The organism is Sporosarcina koreensis, assembly GCF_001531445.1.
Classification (GTDB): domain Bacteria; phylum Bacillota; class Bacilli; order Bacillales_A; family Planococcaceae; genus Sporosarcina; species Sporosarcina koreensis_C.
In genome coordinates this window covers 75,613-93,300 of sequence record NZ_LQYA01000007.1, presented here as the reverse complement: position 1 = coordinate 93,300, position 17,688 = coordinate 75,613, and the positions used below count along the sequence as shown (strand labels likewise).

Below are 17,688 nucleotides of genomic sequence, written 5' to 3'. Positions count from 1 at the left end.
CCTCCCCAATTACAATTAATGATCAAACAGCTGCTCGTAATGTAAGATTGAATAAAGTGCAGCACCCCTGTAAAGTTGACTTCGTTTTTTCTCATACGTTATCGTCATATTCTGGATGGATGCTTCCAATGCATTTTGCCGCACCGTTTTGCTACAAGCATCGACAAACTGTGGGAATGCATTATATGACGAATCAATTAAAATATATTTTGGGTTTATAATATGGATGATTTGGACAATTGCTTTTCCTAAATAACATCCATATTGTTCAACAATTTTTTGAATCTGCCCGGAATGAAGCAACTCCTCCGCGAACGTAATATTCTCCCTTGCTTTAGGAATTCGGTATTCGGTATGCTGCAGCTTATCTAGGAACGACACATGATTGATTAACATTTCCAGACAACCAAATTGGCCACATCTGCAACGCTCAGTTGTAGCTTCAATAGATAAGTGGCCAATCTCTCCAGCAGTCCAACTTGCTCCATTTAGTATGTCATTCTCATAGATGTACGCTCCGCCTACTCCTTCGCCAATGCGGACATAAAACGTCTCTTCCCCCTCTGTAAACCCGTTCCTATTAATAGCATCCAAGGCTCCCATATTTACGCTATTGTGAAGGTGGACAGGTACACCGATTTGTTCGAACTTAGTAAATGTCACATCACGCCAGTTTAAAGGAGTAGACGTCAAGACGATTTTCCGATCCACGTCCACTATCCCTGGTATACCAATTCCAATGCCGATAAGCGTTTTATAACGCTGAATAAGATTTTCTGCTATATCATAAATCATAGCCACCACAAGGTCTGATGATGAACCGTCGACTGTAAAAGTATTTTGCTCCACCTGTTCCCCGTAATAATTGACCACAATATAATGGAGATTGTATTTGCTGACAGAAAAACCAACCGCCAGGAAATTGTCCCGATTAATTTGAATCCGTATTCTGGGACGTCCTTTCCTCCCCGGCTCCTTAATTCCTTTTTCAACGAGAATATTTTCTTTTATCATGTCTTCTACGATAAGTGATACAGTATTTTTACTCACGTTCATTAGCTTCACTAATTCTTGTCTTGATGTTTCTCCGAGCTTTCGAACATGAGACAATAACGTTCTTTTATTTTTTTCCCGTAATAGACCAGTGCCTTTTATCATCGTTTGCTCTCCTAACTGTTAATGAACCAACTCCCTTCCATTATATATGATTTTTATAGTTTTTTTATTTCCCCTTTGAATTTTGCGATAAATTGGTTATTCCATTCATCCCCGCCTATGGCATTTCCACTTTTCCATATCGGTGGACTGATCCCATCATTCGCCAGAATTTGTACAGCTTCGATGACTACACTATTTAATATGAAAGCATTGACGAAAGTGGAAATCGCGCCTACCTTTTGCTCTTGGCCTTCAATTGTCATGACCGCATCTCCCACCTTCACCTTTGAATCGATACTGATATCAGCGAGGTCATGAAGATTTGATTTGGATGGATGGCGAGCTGGATGATTATCTGGTGTCTCGGTTGCATGACCATGAGAGCTTACACTTATGACAAAAGCTCCCCTCAACTTCGCTTCAAGTGCGGCGTCAATAGTAGCTGTATTTATTCCATAGGCATTTACAATGATCAGCAAGTCTCCCTTATCAACACCATAATCATTGATAACAATCCGGCCGTAACCTGGTGTGCGTTCAATAGCCATTGATCGAAGGGCTCCGCCGCTAAGCAACGTACCTTCATCCAAAATGGCACTCGCATGCATTAAACCACCTGCCCTGAAAAAGACCTCTTGGGCGGCTAAGTTGGAATGTCCGCCGGGACCATACACGAAGAAGATTTTATCCTTTTTAATATGGTCGGCTAAAACTTTAGCCGCGTTTACTATATTTTCCTGTTCATCGGTCGTTATCTCTTGCAAATACTTAGTAATCTCCTCATAGTATTGCATCATTAAGGTAGACATGAACTCACCCGTTCCCCATATTTGTAGACTGATTCAATTTTCCAACCGCCATCATCCACACGTATCTTCAAAAGGTCCGCAGGGGCACCAATTGATAGACCTTCTTTTTGTGGCAATCCCATTAGATCCGAAGGTAAAACTGACCCTCTCCGTATCGCATCTATCATGCTGCCAATCCCATTATCAACGTACTGTTGTATACTTTCCCAAAGACTTTGGGCGGCCCCCGCGAGAAGAGCGGGATTTCCTTTCAAATGCAAACGTCCCTCTTGCGTAAGAGTCACTTCACCGCCAACTGCTGTTTGATAATCCCCTGCCGGCATTCCGGCTAAAGCGACACTGTCGCTTATAAGCACCATCTTGTCCTTCTTTACTTCCTTGATAACACGCAATACATTTTCCGGGAGGTGATATCCATCAGCTATTACTGTAGCCCATAATTTTTCTTCGGCCAGCTGATCCCAAATGTAATTCGGATGGCGGGGTAACTGTAAGTGGGCACCGTTCCCTAAGTGGGTTGAAAACGTAGCCCCTGACTGGACCGCTTTCTTAATTTGGTCGGTAGTGGATGCAGTATGACCGATAGCAACTTTTACTCCTGACTTGGCAGCATTTTGTATAAAAGCCTCTGACTCCTCCCATTCAGGAGACAAAGTAATGATTTTTATTAATCCTTCTGCTTTTTGCTGAAGCAACTTAAATTCTTCCCAATCAGGCTTTTTGATAAATTCCCTATCATGCGCTCCCCTTGGACCATCTTCATCGGATAAATAAGGGCCTTCTAAATGGAACCCTCCAATGTATTTCAGTACATCGGGTTCTTTTTTCAACGACTCCAAATTCCCTTCAAATATCCGTTGCAAATTAATAATGCTATTTGTAATGATAGTCGGATAGAATGTCGTCACACCGTTCTTAGATAATTCACGAGTAATCGTTCTCCACTCTTCCGGCGACAACGGTTCATTATTAAAATCAATGTTCATATAACCATTCACCTGTAAATCAACTAACCCCGGTGTAATATAGGACAGCGAACTATCATACTCAATAGCTACAATTTCTTTTATTAGCCCATCGGCAACGGTTATCTCTACCGAACGATTACCGCCACCCAATAGGTTTCCTTGAATTACCCTCATTGGAAGTCTCCATAGGCACCCTTATCCATTACTAAGTAAGCATTGCCATGGGTCCGTAAAATTGTAGCTGGGCAATCTGTTGATATTGGGTCATTTAATACTTTCTTGATTGCCGAACGCTTGGTGGCTCCCGGGACGGTACATACCATCATGTCTCCTCTCAGTAGAGTAGGAATCGTAAGTGTGAGTGCATGTGTCGGCACTTTCTCCAAAGTTTCGAAGCAACCGTCATTAACTTGCTGTTGTCGGCTGAATTGGTCCAGTTCCACTTTCTTTATTGGAAAGGGATCGTCAAAGTCCGCTACTGGTGGATCATTGAATGCGATATGTCCATTCTCTCCAACACCCAAACAGACAAGATCAATCGGATTTTCAGCTAATAATAATCCATACTCTTCTATCATCGCTTCGGGATCTTTTGTCCCGTCGATGAAATGAAACATTTTCATAGACACTTTAGCGAACAAATGTGATTCAATGTAATTTTTGAACCACTGATCGGAATCCTCCGGAAGGCCGATGTATTCGTCCATATGGAAGCCTACGACTCGAGACCAATCTATTTCTTCTACAGCAGTCAAATGTTTCATAAACTCATTTTGAGAAGGGGCAGAAGCAAATATGATCCGCACCTCTTCCTTTTCCTTCAATACATCTAGGATTTTCTTTGCTGCGACGGATGCGGAATAAGCACCCATTCCCTCTCTGTTATTAAATACTTTATACTCTAGTTGATCTGTTCTTCCTTCAAATATCGCTTTCATTGTGCACCTCTTCCATAATCTTTTTCAGTTGTATCTTGATCAACACTTCGCTTCCAGCCCTAAGTTTTCCCTTCAAATTAAAATAGTTGATAAACTGTTCAGCCTCATAACCACCATTCCGTAATTGGCAATCATTCGCGACATAACCGATCATCCCGTTGCTATAGCCGACGGGCAATACAAACTGACCGTATTGCTTGGCGAATAATCCGTAGGACTGTACCATTTCAGCGTTACAAAACAAAAAGACTAATTGATCATTAAGCATGAACTTTTGGAGTTTTAAACTCCGCCATTCATCGAGCATTTCAGAAGCAGGATGTCCATCATGGGACTCGTCAAAATACAATGGCAACGAATCCATCGAACTCGTCAACGTAAAATTTGTGAATCTTTGTGAGGGATTAGCCATGATTCGAATGACATCCTCCGCCAATCGTTCGCCCAGTTCTTCCATATGGAGTGCGGTTCCCCTGAAGAAATCGCCATTTGCCACGAGATTTGGCCGGATATCTCCTGTGAAACCTTGTAAGAAAGCAACAGGCACTCCATTGAAACGGTTACTTACTTTTCGGCAACATGCCCCTATGAACTCGCTCGAAATTTCATTTATGTCGGTACTTGTAGGATGGCATGCGAAGTGAATCAAACCTCCCTTCATCGATTCATCCATACCGATAAAAGCGATGAATGTAAGCTCAGAATCGTTAGGTATATCTTCATTTGGCTTCATCAAGATTTGACCTTCGTGCTTCTTCCTTCGATAAATACCTATGTCAGAGTAACCCTTGTATACTTTGACCGTTACTAGCTCGCCGATTTTCATTAGCAATTCATGCGTATTTCTCAGGATTGTGTTATATAAATACTTTATATACCCTTCATCCAAAATCCCGAGCTCCTTACTAAACTTGTTCGAGGTTTGGGGTCCTGAATGATTGTGAGTCGCATGGAAACAAATATTATTTGCATCGATACCAATATCCTTGCTTATCTTGACACTCATATCTTCAACAAATTGATCATCCCACCAAATCAAGTCCGCAACGAACAATAGAAACTGATTTTTATCATCCGTAAAATAAAACATTTTCAAAAGAATGGGAGCATATACAGTTTCCGTATAGGTATCTCGATGTGCGAAACCGGCCAAGCTGATTGGTGTAGAAGGGGTAATATCGATTTCCTTAACGGTCAACCGCATTACTGTACTCCTTCAACCAAGTCGATGATCTTAATGAAGTTACGCATAATATGAAATGGATCTTTTACAGGCAATGCAACCGTCTTTCGAACCGGTTCGCCCGCACGGCTGCGTATTTGAATCCATTCAAGCCCATCCGGGGAAGGGAAAATTTCAAAACAATATTTTTCTATTTTCTCATACCATCGTTCTAACTCTTCATCGTCAGATTGGATACTGTAAAGTAATACAGTATAAAGAGCTTCAGAATGCGGCCACCATAGCTTTGTATCCCATGTATCCAAGATTAATTGCTCAAAACGGTCATCAATACATCTTCCTTTTGGAATCCCCCCCGTTTCATCGACGAAACGAAACAATCCACCGAATTGCTGATCCCAGCCAATTTCCACTGTATCTTTTATCAACCGTATAAATTCATGTGAAAGTGCCTTTTTTTCCTCATTCGGAAAATGCTGTAGAGCTTCGTTTAAAAACCAAAGACACTCCAATGTGTGACCCGGATTGATATGCCGATAGAGCAACGTGTCCTCATCTTCGGAATGATTCGGCATCATTTCAACAATCCTTTTTTCTTTAATGTGCTTCTGGGTGATTTGCAGAAACAGCAATTTAACATGCTCCCTGATCTGTTCGCTTTCAGGATCGTTGAATTGCACCGATGAGCTATAGAGCTCATCGGTGACATTAATCAATATCATTGGAATAGAGTGGGATTGAAATCCTTTAGGAATAGGATAAGGTTCTGATTGAAATGTATCTTCCTCTATTCTTCTCTTAATCTGCTTATATACACTTTTTGCATGTTCATAGATTGCACTATCCTTTGTAAACTGCGCATATGCATTACAGCCAAGGACATAAAAACAATCTGCGAAAATACTATTGTCCATCTCGTCTTCCAAATGCGTTCCATCTTTCGCTACTGCATTGACGATGTGACCGTTTGTCATTACAGCATTTTTCCGTAAAAAGGTATAAGTCTTTTCTGCGGCATCTTCCCATTTGCCGTTCAATACATACCGTTCTTTTTTCTCTAATAGCTTACTTGCAATCCATAAAAATCTTCCTTGAGACCATATATATTTGTCTTGACTTACAATCTCATCGGCATCATTTTGGATACAAGAGAAAACACCACCGTACTGGAAATCTATTTTCGTTTCCCAATAAGGGATGAAGCTCGTGTTTAATTGTGTAGTGTAAAATTGCTTTATCTCCTCGTACCCCATGGTGTAAACATCTCCTTACGCTTTTTGTTCGTCAGTGCTTACTGCAGCAATCAAAGCCTCTACTTCAGGCGCAACTGGAGTTTTTCGATTTAAAAGCCCCATGCCGATGTAAACGATTCCAGAAACAAGCACAGGAAGACCGACGGATAATGACAAAGGCACTGTCACAAAGTATTTAGTAATAACAATTGTAGCTAAACCAGCAAGTATAGAGGAAATCGCCGCTTTGGAATCAGAATGCTTGAATTGTGGAAATAGCCCCAACAACATCGGAATGGAAATCGGACCGATTAATGCACCAAACCAGGAGATGATCAACCCCAACACGCCTCCAAAACTTTCAGCTTGAATTCCGATAATTAATGTAACGAATGTAAAAGTGAACGTCGTTATGCGAGCAATTCTAAGTGATTCTTTTTGTGACATCCCCTTATATTTAGCAGACATCACTGGCAGAATATCACGGGTAATAACTGCTGATATCGTATTTGCATCTGAGGACGTCATCGACATAGTTGCCGCAAACAATCCTGCTAGCACCAAACCGACTAAGCCTGCCGGCAACAATTCTTGAGCCATTAATCCGTAAGATTGTGTCGGGTCACTTAAACCTGGCATGATGATAGGCGCTGCCCACATAGGGAAGAACAAAAACAATGGCCAGATGAGATACAGAGCACCCGATAAAATACCACTCTTCTTTGCATCCTTACCCGAAGGTGAAGAAATATAGCGCGTAGCCAAATTCCAAGTACCTCCGTTATAGCTCAAAAACACAACAAAGAAGTAGAAGAATACATACCAGACCGTATAAGGATCTCTGAATAGATCGGAATTTTCCTTTGGCAGTTGCTCCCAAATGCCCGTTAGCGAGCTCGGCCCGCCTAATAGATTCATAACTACGAAAAACATGACAAGCCCCGCCACAATCTGGACGATAAACTGTGCGAAGTCTGTCCACACATCCGCCCATAGCCCACCAATCGTAATGTAGATTAAAGAAACAACCCCTGAAGCGATAATCCCATAAATAATTGGCATTCCCGTAAAGATGTTAAGTAAAATGCCAATGGCGGCCCACTTCGCTCCTACGTCAAACAATTTCAATAGCACTCCACACCAAGCCATTAACTGCTGAGTCGGCACATTATAACGAGTTGACAAGTATTCAGTAGGAGACTCGATATTATAATTGATCCGTAGCCTGGCCCATCTAGGCGCCAAAGTAAATGCGCCTACAATTACTGCAATGGTGATTGTAACTGCCCACCAAATATAGATGCTAAAACCATGCGTGTAGGCCAGTCCTGCATATGCTACAAATACTGCCCCACTGTAACCTGAAACGTGATGTGAAATCCCCGACAACCACCAAGGAAGCTTCCCCCCAGCCACAAAAAAGTCTTCTGAACCACTGACTTTTTTGTAAGACCATAAACCAATCGCTACCATGACAACAAAGAATAAAGCAACTGCACCCCAATCAAGAAACGCCATTTTCCCTTTCCTCCTTTTAATCATAGTCTATGACTAAATAAAAAGTATCATACATTTCAAATAATGTAAAGATTATTTCAAATCTAACTCTACAGTATTATACGAGATTACTTCAGATGGTATGACTGTATGGTTGGTTGTTAGATAATGAGCTTAGTTAGAGTGTTATTCGCAACAAAAAACCAACCAGAGATAATCTGATTGGCTCCTTTCTATTATGATTTTATAGTTGCTCGACAACCCTTTTATTTACAAACCAAGGTTTTCTCTCATTAATTTCCCAATTCCTGAGATTGTGTTGTCTTCACTACGCAACAAAGCTTTTGCTATTCTTTCTTGCTCTTGTGTTGATTTATCCTGATTGAGCTTAAAGGCACCTTCAATTTTTGTGACGTGTATTCCAAACCCAACTAGTTCCTTCACTAATTTACTTTTATGCTCCATCGGGATTTGGTTATATGCATGTTCAAAGCTTGGCTCGTAATTCACAATGGTCTTTTTCAATAAATCAAACGTTGAACTATCCTCCGTCACGATATACGGAGTTCCATACACATGAACAGAAGCGTAGTTCCAAGTAGGGACGCTTTTGTTGCTATCATAAAATTTTGGGGATATATAGCTATGAGGCCCCTGAAATATAATAAGAACTTCTTCAGTTTCGTTAAAGCTTTTCCATTGTTCATTGGCTCTCGCCATATGGCTTGTAATCTCTACCATGTCACCTTTTTGTTCTATAAGAAATGGCAAGTGAGTCGCAATGGGCTTTTGATCAACACTACTGATTATCGTAGCAAAATCAAATTCCTTCATAAACGCCACCAATCTATTTAAATCCATTTCCTTGTAGTATTCTGGAATATAAATAGGTATCACTACTTTCCTATCTCATTAGCTTTTCATTACTGATGAATAAAAAATTTCTCGTAGCTCCATAACCGTTTTATCCAACGCAATTTGACTTTGATCCACTTCACCCGAATAGTTAAAAAAGCTATGAACCATTCCTGGGTAGCATTTTTTTCTTACCGGAACACCAGAAGAAGCCAACCGATCGGCATACTCTTCTCCTTCATCTCGAAGGGGATCAAATTCTGCTGTGATGACTAGTGCCGGAGGAAGGCCTTCCAAGTTTTCAGCAAGCAGCGGTGAAGCGAATATGTTTGTCATTTGGCTCTTATCTGAGAAATAATGATCACCAAACCATTTCATTTCACTGACGGTTAAATTATATTTTTCGCCACACTCAATCATTGACTTTGTTTCCATCCCAAATTGTACACATGGATAAATAAGTAATTGGAATTTTAAAGCTGGGGTTTTATTCTCCCTAGCCATTATCGATACAACCGCTGCTAAATTACCCCCTGCACTTTCCCCGCCTACAGCAATTCGTGACGGGTCACCCATAAAAGTATAAGCATTCTCCTCGACCCACTGTGTTGCAAAGTATGCATCTTCAACAGCTGCAGGGAACTTATGCTCAGGTGCTAATCTATAATCGACAGATACAACGATACATTCAGCACCATTCGCTAGGTAATTGCAAATATTATGTGTCGTATTTAAATCGCCAAGAACAAAACCGCCACCATGAAAGAAGACTAGTACAGGAAATGGCCCATTGCCCTCAGGTGTATATATTCGAATCGGTATCTTGCCGTTAGGACTATCTAGCACTACATCTGTAACTGACGCAACTTCTTTCACTATTTCCTTAAAGTTAGTTCGAGATTCCGAAAACATTCTTCTCGCTTCAGCAACAGACGTTGTTTCCGTTGAATCATTTCCTGAATTAGCTTGCCTGCTCAAAACCTCTTCTACCTGTGGATCCACCATGTTTCTACCTCCTTCAAGTCAATGTATATTCCTGCCGAATTAAGATGAAAGGCCTGACGCATTTTCACATGCATCAAGGCCTTCATTGACATTCCAACAGAGAGTCGCTTTCCTTTAACAATTTCCGATAGCGAAATCTTATTTAGTGACTTTATTTTTTTGAAAATGATCTGCCAAGATCAGGCCGCATTCCAATTGGATTGCTACAAGCTTTTGAATAGGCACGACTTGATAATTAATCTCTTTTTCCAGCCTATCGCTAAGTTCTTTCAAATGTGCCAAGGCAGTTTCATAAGTTCTTTCCAATTCTGCCTTTTTCTCTGCATCTACTTCAGGATTCGCTTTCAGCTTTGTTAATTCCGATTCGCTCAATCGTACCAGCATCCCGTAAGACAACATCTTATAAAACTTAGATACGAGCAAGTTGTCGAACTCCTCGGCGACAGTCGCTTTTCTAGCAAATGTAGGGTCTGCAAGCACCATTTCTCTTGTGGCAGCATTTCCTTCTTTATTGTCAGTGAATGCTTCCAATGCTAAACGGAAAGGGTTATCCTTGCTTGTACATTCTTTTATGTCTTCCAATGTTTGTAGAATGAATGCATCGGATTCCTCTGAGAACGCCAGGCTTTTAAGAACAGCCTCTTGCCTGCTGATAGCAGATTCTGATAAATCTTTTATTCTTTCATCATAGAAATAGGGCAGCTCTGTCAGTAAAGTGAAACTGTCATACTTCTCCATGGCATAATCCGCACTGCATGTCCCTACATTGATATGTTCCTGCGGGTTTTCCACGCCGTATTTTTCGAGGTAATCATAGTTTTGACGAATCCCTAAACTTTGATAAATCGCCGGAGAATACGCCTCGCAAAAAGGCGCTTCAGGCTCCCCTAAACTAAGGGGGACACCGTGTTTTATTGCTGTTTGGCGCAATTCATCATAGACCTCGCTTGTTTCATGGGTGATATACCAATAAGCACCGCCGAACCCCGCGTTATGCAATGAGTAAATGAATTCAGGTTTAATTCTGTCGATCAATTCCATCATCGCCGTTGTTTCCGGTATGGAATCATTGAAATTCAGTTTTTTGTATTCAATCGGAAACGTCCAATCTACTTGCTGATGTCCGGCAGGTCTGAAAAAGTTTCTTGCGTAATTGTATAAAGTAAATGGACCTTTGAACCAGCCTTCATTCAACTTTGTTCCATCTGCATCCCACGCCTTGATGATATACCACGTATAATCAAGCTCATTTCTCAATGTTTCATTCGAGGCCAGCTCCCGAGAAAAGTATTCCAGCATCATGGCGCCAATTGGTTCATTGGGATGCGGGAGGCCAAACATAAGTGCATTTTTTGACCCTTCCCCGATTTTCAAGCAATACAACGGATGGTTCTCTCGTGTACGGCCGATTTCAAATAAATCTACAGCGTTAGGATACTCCTCAGCTAGTTTACGGCTGCTTGCATCCATTTCGTCCACAGTCAAAAACTCCGTGTAATTGGGGATATTTTGTACAACCTCTTCAAAGATTTTATTCATAGTTTCCTCCCGTTAATCTGTATTTTTATCGTCAGTCCACTTTTATTTACGTTCTGTAAACGTATACTCTGCCCATCCCCATTTACCAGCTCCATCAATTGGCAAGTTGACGAACGAGCTATTATTCGCATCGTATCCTGCAAATGTAACGATCGGGATGAATGGCAAGTCTTCAGCTAAGATCGCCTGAGCTTCTTTATAGTATTGAGCTCTTAATTCTTGGTCACCCGTGGAAGCCGCTTTTTTCGTCAATTCATCAAATTTAGAATTGCTATATGCTCCATAGTTGCTGCCTACTCCAGTGCCATATCTTTTTGCCAAAGCAGCAGGGTCTGGCCCCATAAATCCGCCTTGCAATTCCAGTACAAAGTTTTTATCCACAGTTATCTTTTGGTTCCATGCATTAAATTCGCTCACTTTAATATCTATGCCGATTCCCGCCTTTGCCAATGTCGCTTTCATAAGATTAGCCATGTCGGGATAACCGCTGCCTTCGAATACTTCCAATGGAATTCCTGAAACGTAAAATCCGTTTGCATCCTTTTCATAACCTGCATCTATAAGGATTTGCTCCGCCTTTTCAATATTGAATTCAGGTGAGGTATCTTCCGTATTCGCCGCCCAGTCAATCAAAGAAGGGTACATGCTATATTCAGGCTTCTGAATGCCGCTATACACTTTTTTCGATATTTCTTCCTTATCGATAGCTGTTGCAATTGCTTGTCTGACGTTGACATCCGCCACTTCTTCTTTTGTCAGGTTGAAAATAATTCTTGCAGGTGATGGGTATTCATTAAGCTCCAGTCGAACATTATCTCTGCTCTTTAATTGCTCTACGCTGGATGAAGGGACATTTTCAAACACATCGATTTCTCCATTGATCAATGCTTGAATAGCTGTTTGCTCATCTGGAATAATGGAGAACACTAATTTATCAATCTTCGGTTTCCCTTCATGATAATCTTCGTTCGGCACCAAAGTTACGTTCACACCTTGCTTAAACTCTCCAAACTTGAATGGCCCCGACCCAATCGGTTCCTTCGATGCAGCATTATCTTCCCATGACACATCCGTGTTAAAAACATGTTCAGGCAGGATAAACGTTGCATACCAACCGAGATCCGCTATGAATGACACATCCGGGGACTTCATATGAAAGACAACCGTATGATCATCCGGCGTTTCAATCGAATCAACAATTTCTAATCTAGAGCTGAAGTAATACGTTTTGTTCGCTTGGATCGTTTCGAATGTATATTTTACATCTTCACTCGTGACCGGCTCACCGTCATGCCATTTGGCGTTTTCATTTAAATAGAAGGTAATTGCCAATCCATCCTCACTAACCTCCCAATCCTTCGCAAGATCCGGGATAACTTGTTTAGAAGCGTCTAGCTTCACAAGCCGGTTAAACAAGTTCTGCACAATCGCATATGCATTATCATCAGCTGTTGTATCCGGGTTAAAGGACATCGGATCACCTGTTGCCCTTACAATAAGAACATTCTCACCATCCCCTCCTGAGCTTGAGGCACCGGAATCCGAACAGCCCGCAACAAAAATAGCTACCAATAGACTGAAAAAAATCGAAGCAAACATTCTCTTTTTCATACTACCAACACCCCTATTTTGAATTTTTAGTCAATAAAAACTAGAATTAGATTAAATCTCTGAACAGCTGACGAAATGCCCCGATTCGAACTCGACTGTTTCCGGATACTGTTTAAAACAATTTTCCGTCGCTTTAAAGCACCGCGGTGCAAAATAGCAACCAGGCCCCGGATTCACAGGGGTTGGTGGCTCCCCCTCCACTTTAATGATTTCTCTTTCTTCATCGGGATCGATTGAAGCCGTATTCGAAATCAATGCTTGCGTATAAGGATGTTGAGGACGATTAATAATCGTTTCACAATCTCCATATTCAATCACTTTTCCTAAGTACATGACAGCAATTTTATCTGAAATATATCTTGTGAGAGCTATGTCATGGCTAATGAAAACGACAGTTGCATCATTTTCCCGGCTTAATGTTAATAGCATATTAATGATTTCCGCCCTTACCGAAACATCCAACATCGAAACAGGTTCATCCGCTATTATAAATTGAGGATTAAATAGCATGGAACGTAAGATGGAAATCCTCTGCAATTGCCCTCCAGATAGTTCATGAGGATATCTTTTCATAATTTCCTCTGCTGGTTTCAGCCCTCCCGACTCCAATAGGTCAATGCACTTTTTCCTCCTTTCCTCATCGTTTTTTTCAATCCCATGCAGTTTAAGCGGTCTCATTAATATTTTTTCAATCGTGTCCCGTGGAGTGAATGTATCAAAGGGATTTTGAAATACAATCTGGACGGTTCTTCTGAACTTCCTTTGATCCTCTTTGATTAGGTTTTGTGTTGAAATATCGTTGATAAACACATCGCCTTGCGTGGGATTTTCCAATCTCGCTAACGCTCTTCCCAAAGTCGATTTGCCGCAGCCACTTTCGCCGATTACGCCTAAAATCTCTCCCTTGGCCAATTCAAGTGATACGTTATCCACTGCCTTCACCCATTGCTGTTCTTTTTTGAACACTTGCGACAATGTTTTATTTTTTTGTGGATACCACATGGAAATATTATTGATTTTCACAAACGACTTTTTCGCTTCCACCTATCTGTTCACCTCCACTAGATCTTCTCTGCTCTCCAGCTGTTCATCTCTATCAAGATGTGAATATAGATGACACCAAACACGATTTTCAGCCGACAACTGCACTTCGGAAGGCTTACTTTTTTCACATTGCTCCATAGCGAACTTGCATCTTGGTGCGAAAATGCATCCCTCGTATTTTTGGGAGAGATCAGGCAAATGACCTGGTATGCCAGTCAGCGTTTCCTTTTCTCCGCTTAAAGATGGGATAGATGCTAGTAAGCCCTTTGTATAGGGGTGTTTCGGATCTTTTAAAATATCCTTGACATACCCGACCTCCATCAGCTCCCCGGCATATAAAACTGCGATTTTATTGCAAGTCGTTGCAACGACAGAAATATCATGGGTTATCATAATTCGCGTAACATCCAATGTTTGTTCCATCTTCACGATTTCCGCAAGAATTTGCCCTTGTGTAACGACATCCAGCGCAGTAGTTGCTTCATCCATTATTAAGAGCTTCGGGTCATGTATCAAACTGATTGCGATGGCAACCCTTTGCAGCATTCCACCTGATAATTCATGCGGGTACATCTTAATGACCCTATCTGAGAGATTGACTAATTTCAGTAAAGCTTTGATCCGGTCAAGTATTTCATCCTTCCGTGCATTTGGTTTATGCACCCTATAAATATCTTCTATTTGTTCTCCAATCCGGTGAACTGGACTTAGCGCATTCATCGATTTTTGAAAAACAACGGATAATTCCTTCCACCGGATTTCTTTTAATTCTTTTTCACTCGCCTGGACTAAATCCATATTGGCAAAATTCGAGCTTCCGTTAATGTCAGTATTCTTTTCAGGCAATAGCCGCAATAACGCCATCGCTAAAGTCGATTTTCCGGAACCAGATTCCCCAACGATTCCTAGCGAATCACCTTTGTTAATGACTAAATTTATGTCTTTCACTGCATACACTTTTTTGCTTTTATTTTTATACGTGACATTGAAATCTTTAAGTTCCAGAACTTTGTCCAATTTAAGCACCCTTTCTGGATTTATGCTTAGGATCTAACACATGATTCAGCCCATCCCCCAACAAGTAGAAGACCGTTACCGTGAAGACAATTGCGACTCCCGCAAATGTTGAAATCCACCAAGCCGAAGTCAAATACTGTTTCCCCATAAAAATCATTTGACCCCAGCTAATGACATTCGGATCGCCTAAACCTAAAAAGCTTAAGCTCGCTTCCGTCAAAATGGCATTGGACATACCAATTGTCGTATTTGCCAAAACAGGAAAGATGCCGTTCGGAATAATGTATTTGAATAGAATCTGTAAATTCGTCTCTCCCATGGCAACTGCACTTTTTACATATGTCCGTTCCCGAATGGAAAGAGCTTGGGCCCTTATCAATTTCGCATTGCTCGGCCAAGTCGTTAAACCGATGACAATCATGACATTTGTGATGCTGCTGTCAAAAAGAGCAATGATTAAAAGGATGAGGAAGAATGTCGGCACCATCATGAAAGCATTGATGCATTCCGTAATGACTAAATCTATCTTCCCACCAAAATATCCGGCAATCCCACCTATCAATATACCGATAACCGCTGATATCAAGGCAGAACCGACAGCAACCATGAGAGACGTTCGCACCCCGTAAATAATCATGCTGAATATATCTTGGCCAAGGTGGTTCGTGCCTAAAATATGCTGATTCTCACCGAGTTTATTTAAAATATCAGGACCGAAAAAATAAGGATCGAACGGAACAAGCAATGAAGCAAATACAGCGACAAATACTAAAATGGTTAACCCGGTTAATCCAAACTTCAATTCCGTATCGCTTTTTATTTTCAATAAAGTCCTATTGAATTTCTTGTTTTCATTTCTTCCTACATACAAACCCTTCTTTGACGTCACCATGATTACATCCCCCCTTTAAAATCTGATTCGCGGATCCAATGTAGCGTAGATAATATCAACGACCACCATCACGAGAGCGACAGAAACTGACATGATCAAATAAATCCCCATCAAAGTCGGATAATCTCTTTGGTTAATGGCGGTCAGCATAAGATCTCCCGTCCCCGGCCACGCAAATACAATTTCAATCAAGGCAACCCCTGTGATCAAATACCCCATTGAGATACCAAAAATTGTGATGGTAGGTAAAATCGCATTTCGAAGTACATATTTATTGAAAATCTTTCTTTCACTCATACCAGTAGCTTTCAACGTTACGATGAAATCTTCGTTCAACGTTTGGACGATTGAAGATTTGGCAATGCGGAAATAAATTGGAATTTCGACAAGCACCAATGTACTTACCGGAAGAATCATATGTCGTATGACATCGAGGTAATAGTCCACACCGGTTAACGATGTTCGAGAATTAATCATCCCGTAGGAGGGCAACAAGCCTAATACGGAAGAAAAGATGATAATCAATATGAGTCCTAACCAAAAGGCCGGCATTGAGTTGAACATATACGAAATGCCGGAAAAGAACACATCCACTCTCGAACCTTCGTGCTTTGCTGCATACATGCCCATAAAAGTTCCGATCACAACAGCTAGTAAGGCTGCTGTCAAAACTAATAAGAGCGTTGGCAGAAGTCTTTCCGAAATGATGGACAAAACCTCTTTATTGTAAATAATGGACAACCCTAAATCGCCAGAGAACGCGTTTTTTAGATAAATGAAATACTGTAATATTAGCGGTTGATCAAAACCGTATTTTGCTTCCAAGGCAGCTCGTAATAGTGGATCGTCGTTGTCTTTCCCCATTATTGTAGAGATCGGGCTTCCTGGGGCTAATCGTATGATGAGAAAATTTATCGTGAAGACTACGAAAATTGTCAGCACACCCATAAGCACTCGTTTTGTAACGTACTTTTTCATCTTACCCCCACCTTTTACAATATTTTTCTTTCAATGTGAACCTGTTCATATTATAATTTGAATCATATCAAGCACAAATTTTCATGTCAATAACTATTTTTAGAATCTTTGATATAATATTTTATATCAGTCATTTCGGAGGGAAAATATGCCTAAGCAAACGTATTACAATTTGTCAGATGAAAAAAAGGAGAGGATTCGTAAAGCGACCTATGAAATATTTATCAATATGGACTATGAAGAGGTACATATTAGAGAAATAGCAAGAAAATCTGATATTTCTATCGGAAGTTTTTATCAATATTTTTATGATAAAGAGGATTTATATTTACATTTTTTTACCGAAGTAGAGATGAAGTACATGATGAAACAAAAAGAACTCGATCAAGATATTTTATTTAGTGATAGAATCATTCCGATAGAGGATGTGTGCACCGAGGAAGAAGTAGAATTTAATGAAACTTGGTACAACGTTCCGATGCTTGTTATGCAGAAATTTTACTTTGGCGAGTATAGTAAAAAGCTACATTCCTTTTTAGGTGAAGAACTAATGGAGTATAAAAATGCCAATAAGCTGAAAGAGGATTTGAATTTAGATTTTGTCTTTTATTTATTTACCACTTCAATGTTTACGATCCACAATTACTTTCGTGAGCATAATATTACTGACTTTGAAGAGAGGCAAAAAATTAAAGATCATTATTTTAGAGATATATTTTTAAATGGTATATTAAAGAAGTAATAATACGTGAAGATTCATATCAGAAACTAACTTTTAAAATAATGAAGAAGCCAACAATCAAATTAATTGTTGGCTTCTTCGGACTTCAACAGCTCGACTAAAAAGCTACATTCGAAAATGGCATTCTAAATACAATTCCACATGGAAATTGCTACTAGTAAAATTTATAGATCATAATAACACGTCTCATCAAGTATCCAAATAGTAGTAACCGACAAGT

At 40.4% G+C, this 17,688-nt stretch carries 16 protein-coding genes; 1 reads left to right on the top strand and 15 read right to left on the bottom strand.

All coding sequences use genetic code 11. The features are described 5' to 3' along the window. Nucleotides 1–15 precede the first annotated feature (15 nt). The 15 genes from AWV70_RS02615 to AWV70_RS02545 all read right to left on the bottom strand — a co-directional run bounded on the left by AWV70_RS02615 (nt 16) and on the right by AWV70_RS02545 (nt 16,726). Entirely contained in the window at nt 16–1,158 is a 1,143-nt protein-coding gene (locus tag AWV70_RS02615) for an ROK family protein (RefSeq protein ID WP_060204064.1), read from the bottom strand. A gap of 53 nt (nt 1,159–1,211) precedes the next feature. Next, nucleotides 1,212–1,967 carry a sugar isomerase domain-containing protein gene (locus AWV70_RS02610; protein WP_060204062.1) on the bottom strand — a complete coding sequence of 252 codons (756 nt, stop codon included), beginning with the start codon at nt 1,965–1,967 and terminating at the stop codon, nt 1,212–1,214. Continuing rightward, nucleotides 1,955–3,109, bottom strand: a complete 1,155-nt coding sequence (locus AWV70_RS02605; protein WP_060204060.1) for an N-acetylglucosamine-6-phosphate deacetylase — start codon at nt 3,107–3,109, stop codon at nt 1,955–1,957. Before AWV70_RS02605 ends, AWV70_RS02610 begins: the two co-directional genes overlap by 13 nt. Continuing rightward, the gene (locus AWV70_RS02600) at nt 3,106–3,873 is read right to left on the bottom strand and encodes a glucosamine-6-phosphate deaminase (protein WP_060204058.1); all 768 of its coding nucleotides are present in this window, start codon (nt 3,871–3,873) and stop codon (nt 3,106–3,108) included. Before AWV70_RS02600 ends, AWV70_RS02605 begins: the two co-directional genes overlap by 4 nt. Further along, nucleotides 3,857–5,077, bottom strand: a complete 1,221-nt coding sequence (locus AWV70_RS02595) for a hypothetical protein (protein WP_060204056.1) — start codon at nt 5,075–5,077, stop codon at nt 3,857–3,859. The genes AWV70_RS02600 and AWV70_RS02595 overlap by 17 nt, the downstream gene beginning before the upstream one ends. Continuing rightward, nucleotides 5,077–6,309: an AGE family epimerase/isomerase gene (locus tag AWV70_RS02590; RefSeq protein WP_060204053.1), complete on the bottom strand. Its 1,233-nt coding sequence runs from the start codon at nt 6,307–6,309 to the stop codon at nt 5,077–5,079. Before AWV70_RS02590 ends, AWV70_RS02595 begins: the two co-directional genes overlap by 1 nt. A gap of 15 nt (nt 6,310–6,324) precedes the next feature. Then, entirely contained in the window at nt 6,325–7,806 is a 1,482-nt protein-coding gene (locus AWV70_RS02585; protein ID WP_060204051.1) for a sodium:solute symporter family protein, read from the bottom strand. A gap of 249 nt (nt 7,807–8,055) precedes the next feature. Then, nucleotides 8,056–8,682 carry an FMN-binding negative transcriptional regulator gene (locus AWV70_RS02580; protein ID WP_082713437.1) on the bottom strand — a complete coding sequence of 209 codons (627 nt, stop codon included), beginning with the start codon at nt 8,680–8,682 and terminating at the stop codon, nt 8,056–8,058. A gap of 15 nt (nt 8,683–8,697) precedes the next feature. After that, the gene (locus AWV70_RS02575) at nt 8,698–9,645 is read right to left on the bottom strand and encodes an alpha/beta hydrolase (RefSeq protein ID WP_060204047.1); all 948 of its coding nucleotides are present in this window, start codon (nt 9,643–9,645) and stop codon (nt 8,698–8,700) included. 138 nt (nt 9,646–9,783) lie between these two features. Further along, nucleotides 9,784–11,184 (bottom strand): M14 family zinc carboxypeptidase, encoded by a 1,401-nt coding sequence (locus AWV70_RS02570; protein ID WP_060204045.1) that lies wholly within the window; start codon nt 11,182–11,184, stop codon nt 9,784–9,786. Nucleotides 11,185–11,226: 42 nt separating this feature from the next. Next, nucleotides 11,227–12,795 carry an ABC transporter substrate-binding protein gene (locus tag AWV70_RS02565; RefSeq protein ID WP_060204043.1) on the bottom strand — a complete coding sequence of 523 codons (1,569 nt, stop codon included), beginning with the start codon at nt 12,793–12,795 and terminating at the stop codon, nt 11,227–11,229. A 51-nt stretch (nt 12,796–12,846) separates the two neighbouring features. Further along, nucleotides 12,847–13,839, bottom strand: coding sequence for an oligopeptide/dipeptide ABC transporter ATP-binding protein (locus tag AWV70_RS02560; RefSeq protein ID WP_201024301.1), 993 nt, complete (start codon nt 13,837–13,839; stop codon nt 12,847–12,849). Next, nucleotides 13,840–14,856, bottom strand: coding sequence for an ABC transporter ATP-binding protein (locus AWV70_RS02555; RefSeq protein WP_082713436.1), 1,017 nt, complete (start codon nt 14,854–14,856; stop codon nt 13,840–13,842). A gap of 1 nt (nt 14,857) precedes the next feature. Further along, the gene (locus AWV70_RS02550) at nt 14,858–15,748 is read right to left on the bottom strand and encodes an ABC transporter permease (RefSeq protein WP_082713435.1); all 891 of its coding nucleotides are present in this window, start codon (nt 15,746–15,748) and stop codon (nt 14,858–14,860) included. A 15-nt stretch (nt 15,749–15,763) separates the two neighbouring features. Next, the gene (locus tag AWV70_RS02545; RefSeq protein ID WP_060204041.1) at nt 15,764–16,726 is read right to left on the bottom strand and encodes an ABC transporter permease; all 963 of its coding nucleotides are present in this window, start codon (nt 16,724–16,726) and stop codon (nt 15,764–15,766) included. 148 nt (nt 16,727–16,874) lie between these two features. On the opposite strand from AWV70_RS02545, the gene AWV70_RS02540 reads away from it, so the two are divergent. Continuing rightward, nucleotides 16,875–17,468: a TetR/AcrR family transcriptional regulator gene (locus AWV70_RS02540; RefSeq protein ID WP_060204039.1), complete on the top strand. Its 594-nt coding sequence runs from the start codon at nt 16,875–16,877 to the stop codon at nt 17,466–17,468. Nucleotides 17,469–17,688: the final 220 nt, after the last annotated feature.

Bases quoted from the DNA above. Each gene is read 5' to 3' on its own strand.
- AWV70_RS02615 (WP_060204064.1), bottom strand. From the start codon at position 1,158: ATGATAAAAGGCACTGGTCTATTACGGGAAAAAAATAAAAGAACGTTA.
- AWV70_RS02550 (WP_082713435.1), bottom strand. From the start codon at position 15,748: ATGGTGACGTCAAAGAAGGGTTTGTATGTAGGAAGAAATGAAAACAAG.
- AWV70_RS02600 (WP_060204058.1), bottom strand. From the start codon at position 3,873: ATGAAAGCGATATTTGAAGGAAGAACAGATCAACTAGAGTATAAAGTA.
- AWV70_RS02585 (WP_060204051.1), bottom strand. From the start codon at position 7,806: ATGGCGTTTCTTGATTGGGGTGCAGTTGCTTTATTCTTTGTTGTCATG.
- AWV70_RS02575 (WP_060204047.1), bottom strand. From the start codon at position 9,645: ATGGTGGATCCACAGGTAGAAGAGGTTTTGAGCAGGCAAGCTAATTCA.
- AWV70_RS02605 (WP_060204060.1), bottom strand. From the start codon at position 3,109: ATGAGGGTAATTCAAGGAAACCTATTGGGTGGCGGTAATCGTTCGGTA.
- AWV70_RS02540 (WP_060204039.1), top strand. From the start codon at position 16,875: ATGCCTAAGCAAACGTATTACAATTTGTCAGATGAAAAAAAGGAGAGG.
- AWV70_RS02545 (WP_060204041.1), bottom strand. From the start codon at position 16,726: ATGAAAAAGTACGTTACAAAACGAGTGCTTATGGGTGTGCTGACAATT.
- AWV70_RS02595 (WP_060204056.1), bottom strand. From the start codon at position 5,077: ATGCGGTTGACCGTTAAGGAAATCGATATTACCCCTTCTACACCAATC.
- AWV70_RS02570 (WP_060204045.1), bottom strand. From the start codon at position 11,184: ATGAATAAAATCTTTGAAGAGGTTGTACAAAATATCCCCAATTACACG.
- AWV70_RS02565 (WP_060204043.1), bottom strand. From the start codon at position 12,795: ATGAAAAAGAGAATGTTTGCTTCGATTTTTTTCAGTCTATTGGTAGCT.
- AWV70_RS02590 (WP_060204053.1), bottom strand. From the start codon at position 6,309: ATGGGGTACGAGGAGATAAAGCAATTTTACACTACACAATTAAACACG.
- AWV70_RS02610 (WP_060204062.1), bottom strand. From the start codon at position 1,967: ATGTCTACCTTAATGATGCAATACTATGAGGAGATTACTAAGTATTTG.